General features: G+C 71.3%; 5 protein-coding genes. 2 read left to right on the plus strand and 3 right to left on the minus strand.

Annotation, left to right across the window (positions count from 1 at the left end; all coding sequences use genetic code 11):
* Positions 1 to 4 precede the first annotated feature (4 nt).
* Positions 5 to 742 (minus strand): ABC transporter permease, encoded by a 738-nt coding sequence (locus ACY34K_RS28660; RefSeq protein WP_462752212.1) that lies wholly within the window; start codon positions 740 to 742, stop codon positions 5 to 7.
* Positions 743 to 745: 3 nt separating this feature from the next.
* Positions 746 to 1,444, minus strand: coding sequence for an ABC transporter permease (locus tag ACY34K_RS28665; RefSeq protein ID WP_462752214.1), 699 nt, complete (start codon positions 1,442 to 1,444; stop codon positions 746 to 748).
* Between the two features lie 177 nt (positions 1,445 to 1,621).
* Between ACY34K_RS28665 and ACY34K_RS28670 the strand changes: the two genes are divergently transcribed.
* The gene (locus ACY34K_RS28670; protein WP_462752216.1) at positions 1,622 to 2,788 is read left to right on the plus strand and encodes an ABC transporter ATP-binding protein; all 1,167 of its coding nucleotides are present in this window, start codon (positions 1,622 to 1,624) and stop codon (positions 2,786 to 2,788) included.
* Here the strand turns inward: ACY34K_RS28670 and ACY34K_RS28675 are convergent.
* The gene (locus ACY34K_RS28675) at positions 2,775 to 3,887 is read right to left on the minus strand and encodes an alpha/beta hydrolase (protein ID WP_462752218.1); all 1,113 of its coding nucleotides are present in this window, start codon (positions 3,885 to 3,887) and stop codon (positions 2,775 to 2,777) included. The two genes, ACY34K_RS28670 and ACY34K_RS28675, sit on opposite strands and share 14 nt — an antisense overlap.
* Positions 3,888 to 4,039: 152 nt before the next feature.
* Here ACY34K_RS28675 and ACY34K_RS28680 point away from each other — a divergent pair, with 152 nt between their 5' ends.
* Positions 4,040 to 5,881 carry a phosphatidylglycerol lysyltransferase domain-containing protein gene (locus ACY34K_RS28680; RefSeq protein ID WP_462752220.1) on the plus strand — a complete coding sequence of 614 codons (1,842 nt, stop codon included), beginning with the start codon at positions 4,040 to 4,042 and terminating at the stop codon, positions 5,879 to 5,881.
* Positions 5,882 to 6,081: the final 200 nt, after the last annotated feature.

The raw sequence follows: 6,081 nt of genomic DNA on the forward strand, positions 1-6,081 counted from the left end.
ACGATCACCACGTCTTCCGTGTCCTGGGTCCGGGAGTCTTCTGTTCGGGGGGCGGGTTGCGGGCCGGATCGGGGGCGGGCCTGCGCCGACCCGGGTCGCAGAGCCGGGCCGCCACCGCCAGCGCGCCTTCGACCGCCAGCGCCAGCACCCCCACGATCAGCGCTCCCGCCACGACCTGAGGGGTGTTGTAGGTGTTGAAGCCGGCGGTGATGATCCGGCCGAGACCACCCTCGCCCGCCATCGCGGCGAGGGTCGCGGTCGCGATGACCTGGACCGTCGCCGAGCGCACGCCCGTCATCACCATCGGGTAGGCGAGGGGCAGTTCGACCCTGCGGAACAGCTGCCCGCCCGACATGCCCATCCCCCGCGCCGCCTCCACGACCGACCGGTCCACCTCCCGCATGCCCAGATAGGCGTTCGTCAGCAGGGGAGGCACGGCGAACAGCACCAGCGCGACGATCGTCGGCAGATGGCCCTGCCTGCCCAGCGGGGTGAGTGTCAGCAGCACCAGCACCGCCAGCGTGGGCACCGCCCGGCCCACGTTGGAGAGGTTGACGGCGAGCGCGCCGCCCTTTCCGATGTGCCCCAGCCAGAACGCCAGGGGCAGTGCGATCAGGCAGGACACGGCCAGGCACACCCCGCTGAAGTACAGGTGCTCGCCCAGCCGGTTCCACACCCCGCTCTCGCCCTGCCAGTTGGCCCCGGTCGTCAGCCACGTCCACGCACCGGCCACGGCGCCCATCGCTCAGCCCGCCTTACGTATTCGGGCGGGCGCGGCGCCCGCGCGGGTCCACGGCGTCAGGAGCCGCTGCAGCCCGAGGAGCAGCAGATCGGCGGCGATCGCCAGCAGGACGCACAGCACGGAGGCGGTGAGCACCTGTGCCTTGAAGAAGCTCTTCAGTCCGGTGGTGATGAGGGTGCCGAGTCCGCCGTGGTCCACCAGGGCGCCGACGGTCGTCAGCGCGACGGTCGAGACGGTCGCCATCCGGACGCCGGCCATCAGCGCCGGCAGAGCGAGGGGCAGTTCGACCTCCCACAGCAGCCGTCCGGCGCCGTACCCCATGCCGCGCGCCGCCTCCCGCGCCTCGTCGGGCACCGCGGCCAGTCCGGCCAGGATGTTCCGGACGAGGATGGTCAGCGAATACAGCACCAGGCCGGTCACCACCAGCGCCGCCGACAGCCCGAGGAGCGGCAGGAGCAGCGAGAACATCGCCAGCGACGGGATCGTGTAGAGCACGGTCGTCAGGCCGAGCACCGGGCCCGCGAAGCGCGGCCGCGCCCGGACCAGCAGGGCCAGCGGGAACGCGACGGCCAGCCCGATGAGCACGGAAACGGCCGTGATCCCGATGTGCTGAAGCGTCGCGTCGGTGAGCTCCTGGCCGCGGGAGCGGACGTATTCCGCGCAGATCCAGTCGTTCGCCGCCAGGCAGCCCTGAGCGCTCATACTTCCCCCACCTCCCCCTACGACCCGCGCCGCGGAACGACACCGATGTCGACAGCGTTGTCCCTCGACACGGCGTTCGACTTGAATTCGACCCTAACCCCCGCCGCCGACAATCACCGAGGGTCGCCACACCACGGCAACACGCCCTTCACAAGCGATCCCCCAGAATGGGAAGCCATGATCCGATTCGAACACGTCACGAAGCGGTATGCGGACGGCACCACCGCCGTCGACGACCTGTCCTTCGAGGTCGCCGAGGGTGAACTGGTCACGCTCGTCGGGCCGTCCGGCTGTGGCAAGACCACCACGATGAAGATGGTCAACCGGCTGATCGAGCCGTCCGAGGGCCGGATATTCGTCGACGGGCAGGACATCGCGGAAGCCGACCCCGTACGCCTGCGCCGCCGGATCGGCTACGTCATCCAGCAGGTGGGCCTCTTCCCGCACAAGACGGTCCTGGAGAACACCGCCACCGTGCCCCACCTGCTGGGTGTGAAGCGGGCCGCGGCCCACGCCCGCGCGGCCGAACTCCTCGACCTTGTCGGCCTCGACCCTTCGGTCCACGGCCACCGCTACCCCGAGCAGCTCTCCGGCGGCCAGCGCCAGCGCGTCGGTGTGGCCCGCGCGCTGGCGGCCGACCCGCCGGTGCTGCTCATGGACGAGCCGTTCGGCGCGGTCGACCCGGTCGTCCGCGAGCACCTGCAGAGCGAGTTCCTCAAGCTCCAGTCGCAGGTGCGCAAGACGGTGCTGTTCGTCACGCACGACATGGAGGAGGCGGTGCGGCTCGGGGACCGCATCGCCGTCTACGGGCAGGGCAGGATCGAGCAACTGGACGCCCCGGCCACCGTGCTGGGCGCCCCCGCCACCCCGTACGTGGCCGACTTCGTCGGTGCGGACCGGGGCCTGAAGCGGCTGTCGGTGACTCCCATCGAGGAAGGCGACCTGGAGCAGCCGCCGGTCGTCCACCTGGACGACCCGCTGCCGCTGCCCGGGGGGCTCGGCTCGCGCTGGGCCGTCGTACTGGACGGGGAGGGCCGGCCGCACGGCTGGATCCCGGCGGAGCGAGCCGGTCTCGGCAAGGGCTCCGTACGGGACCACGTCCGGCGCATGGACGCCCGGCTGCCCGTCGGCGCCTCGCTCAAGCAGGCGTTCGCGACCATGCTCCAGCACGACGCGGGCTGGATCGCCGTGACCGACGGGGAGGACCGGGGCCGCTTCCTCGGCGTACTGACGCCCGACCGGCTCCACGAGGCGCTGCGCCGCTCGATCGACGCGGACGCTCAGGACATCGCGCGCGCCGAGGTCGACCTGGAGACGGTCGGCCGGGGCGTCACGCGGCGCTGAGCCGGCCGCTCATCCACGCCAGGGTGGGCGGGATCTCCCGGTTCCAGGTGTTGAAGTTGTGCCCGCCGCTGTCGAGGGTGATGGAGGAGACCCGGGCGGGGGCCTTCACCTTCTTGATGAAGTCGAGGGTGCCCTTGAGGTTTCCCTCGCCCTGCCTGGAGGTCGTGACCAGGAAGGACGACGTGCCCATGGGCAGGTTGTCCAGGCTCCACAGCAGGTTGGCCCGCTGCCGCGCCTTCCGGTCGCCGTGGAAGAGGTCGCCGGTGGTCACGTCCTCGGCGGCCTTGTAGTACGCGGACAGGCCCGCGCCCGCCGCGTACTGCTCCGGGTGGTGCATGGCGATCTTCAGGGCGCAGTAGCCGCCGGTCGAGTTGCCGATGAAGCCCCAGTTCCGCGGGTGGGTGCCGACCCGGTACGTCTCGGAGACGGCCTTGGGGAGGTCCTTGGCGAAGTACGTCTCGGACTGCGGGCCGCCCGGGACGTCGACGCACTCGGTGTCCCTCGGCGGTGCGACGGTCGGCCGCATCATCACCAGGATCATCGGCTGCATCTTCTTGTTCTTGGCCTGCTCGTAGGCCGTGCGGGGGTACTTCAGCCCCTTGAGGAGATTCTCCGCCGTACCCGGGTATCCGGTGAGCACGACCGACGCGGGGAAGGTCTTCTTCGCGAACTCCGGCTGGAAGTACTCCGGCGGCAGGTACACGTACGCCGGACTGGTGATCTTGGACTTCTCGCCGGCGATGACGACCTTCTGGATCTGGCCGCCGGTCGCCGGCCGGCCACCGCCGGGCACGTCCAGTTTCTGCGTGGAGACGACCTTGATGTCCTTGCTGCCGGCCGAATGGTCGACCACCACCCCCATCTCCTGTTCCTGCCCGAGCAGGTCGGCCCAGGAGCCGTAGAAGAGGAAGTAGTTGTTGGCGGCCAGGCCGACCGAGGCGAACAGCGCCAGCTGCGTCGCCAGCAGGAGCCCGATCCGCCCGAGCACGGGGCGCCAGCCGCCGCGCGACAGCCTGGGCCACAGCCAGACGGTGGCGGCGAACAGCGCCACCGCCAGGAGGGCGGCCAGCGCCAGAACCTTGTTGCTGGTGAGACCCATGAGTCGATCTAGCCTTCTTCGGTCGAGAATTTCCCGGCAGCGAGTGAACCCGCGTCCCGGAAGTGCCGTCCTAGAGGGCGCACATTGTCCGGATCGGGAAATGAATTCCGACCCAAGGGACAAAACGATCTCTCGCGGAGCCACGGGAAGCGATGTCTGTGACGGTAGATGGGGATAAGTCGGGAAAGGTTCCGAATCGGTTGCGTCGGGTCCTGCGCGGACCACGCCCCGAGAAGGTTCCCTCTCTGGTCGGTACCGCCTGCACGCTCATCGGTCTGATCGACATCGCGGCCGGGGTCTTCCCCCGCTTCCGCGCCAGCCGGATGCACGCGGTCGCCGAAGTGCTGCCCGGCACCTTCGGGCCGCTGTCCGCCGCGCTCTCCCTGAGCGTCGGCGTCCTGCTGCTGCTCCTCGCCCACGGGCTCAAGCGCCACAAGCGCCGCGCCTGGCGCGCCGCCGTGCTGCTGCTGCCGCTCGGGGCCGTGGCGCAGTTCGTCTACCGCCACTCGGTCGTCGGCGTCGTCCTGTCCGTGGCGCTGCTGGCGCTGCTGCTGCGGCACCGCGGTGAGTTCGCGGCCCTGCCGGACCCCCGCAGCCGCTGGAAGGCGCTGGCCAACTTCGTGCTGATGGGCGCCGGCTCGATCGCGCTCGGCCTGGTCATCGTCAGCGCCCACCCCGGAAAGGTCATCGGAAGCCCGAGCCTGAGCGACCGTCTGGAGCACGTGCTCTACGGCCTCTTCGGCTTCGAGGGCCCCGTCGGCTACGCCGGCGGTGTCGACTGGACCGTCGGCTACTCGCTCGGCGCGCTCGGTCTGCTGACCGCGATCACCACCATCTACCTGGCCTTCCGGCCCGAGCACCCGGTGGCGCAGCTCACCGAGGACGACGAGACGCGGCTGCGCGCCCTGCTGGAGAAGCACGGCCGCCGTGACTCGCTCGGCCACTTCGCGCTCCGCCGCGACAAGGGCGTCGTCTTCTCCCCCAGCGGCAAGGCCGCCGTCTGCTACCGCGTCGTCTCCGGCGTGATGCTCGCCAGTGGCGACCCGATCGGCGACGTCGAGGCCTGGCCCGGCGCCATCGAGCGCTTCATGGACGAGGCGAAGGCCCACTCCTGGACCCCGGCCGTCATGGGCTGCTCCGAGACCGGTGGCGAGGTCTGGACCCGCGAGACCGGCCTGGACGCCCTTGAGCTGGGTGACGAGGCGGTGGTGGACGTCGCGGATTTCTCGCTCTCCGGGCGCGCCATGCGGAACGTGCGCCAGATGGTGAAGCGTATCGAGCGCAATGGCTACGAAACCCGGGTCCGGCGCGCCCGTGACCTCTCGGAGGGGGAGCTGGAACGCATACGCCGGGCCGCCGCCGACTGGCGCGGCACCGACACCGAGCGCGGCTTCTCCATGGCCCTGGGCCGGATCGGTGACCCGGCCGACGGCGACGCCGTGATCGCCACCGCCCACAAGGTGGACGAGGACACCGCGGACTCTCCGTACGGCGACCTGAAGGCGATCATCCACTTCGTTCCGTGGGGTACGGACGGCATGTCCCTGGAGCTGATGCGCCGGGACCGCTCCGCCGACCCGGGCATGAACGAGCTGCTGATCGTCGCCGCCCTGCAGGCCTCGCCCAAGCTGGGCGTCCAGCGCGTCTCGCTGAACTTCGCGATGTTCCGCTCGGCCCTGGCCCGCGGCGAGAAGCTGGGCGCCGGCCCGGTCCTGCGCCTCTGGCGCGGCCTGCTGGTGTTCCTGTCCCGCTGGTTCCAGATCGAGTCGCTGTACAAGTTCAACGCGAAGTTCCAGCCCCGCTGGGAGCCGCGGTTCGTGGTCTACCGCAACGCCCGCGACCTGCCGCGCATCGGCTTCGCCTCGATGCAGGCGGAGGGCTTCATCACCCTCTCCCTGCCGCGCCCGTTCGCCCGCCGCGGCGAGTCCCGCCCCGCCCGCCCGTGCGCCCACATCACCCCCGCGCCGGCCGAGCGCGAGGTACGGGCGGCCTGACCGCCCAGCGGCCGCACCCCCACCGCGCCCCCAGCGCGACGCGGCCGCTGGGCACCGACCCCACGGCCGGGGCCGGGCGCCCGGCCGCGGAGCCGTCGCCGGTCGCCGGCGCCCCGCGGGGAACTCCCTCCTCCGCCGTGCGATCGCCGGCGCCGAACGCCGCTCCTCTCCCCACGGCGACCCCCCGGACACCCCGTGGG

The sequence above is a fragment of the Streptomyces sp. STAM6 genome, from assembly GCF_054963715.1.

Bases quoted from the DNA above. Each gene is read 5' to 3' on its own strand.
- ACY34K_RS28680 (WP_462752220.1), top strand. From the start codon at position 4,040: ATGTCTGTGACGGTAGATGGGGATAAGTCGGGAAAGGTTCCGAATCGG.
- ACY34K_RS28660 (WP_462752212.1), bottom strand. From the start codon at position 742: ATGGGCGCCGTGGCCGGTGCGTGGACGTGGCTGACGACCGGGGCCAAC.
- ACY34K_RS28665 (WP_462752214.1), bottom strand. From the start codon at position 1,444: ATGAGCGCTCAGGGCTGCCTGGCGGCGAACGACTGGATCTGCGCGGAA.
- ACY34K_RS28670 (WP_462752216.1), top strand. From the start codon at position 1,622: ATGATCCGATTCGAACACGTCACGAAGCGGTATGCGGACGGCACCACC.
- ACY34K_RS28675 (WP_462752218.1), bottom strand. From the start codon at position 3,887: ATGGGTCTCACCAGCAACAAGGTTCTGGCGCTGGCCGCCCTCCTGGCG.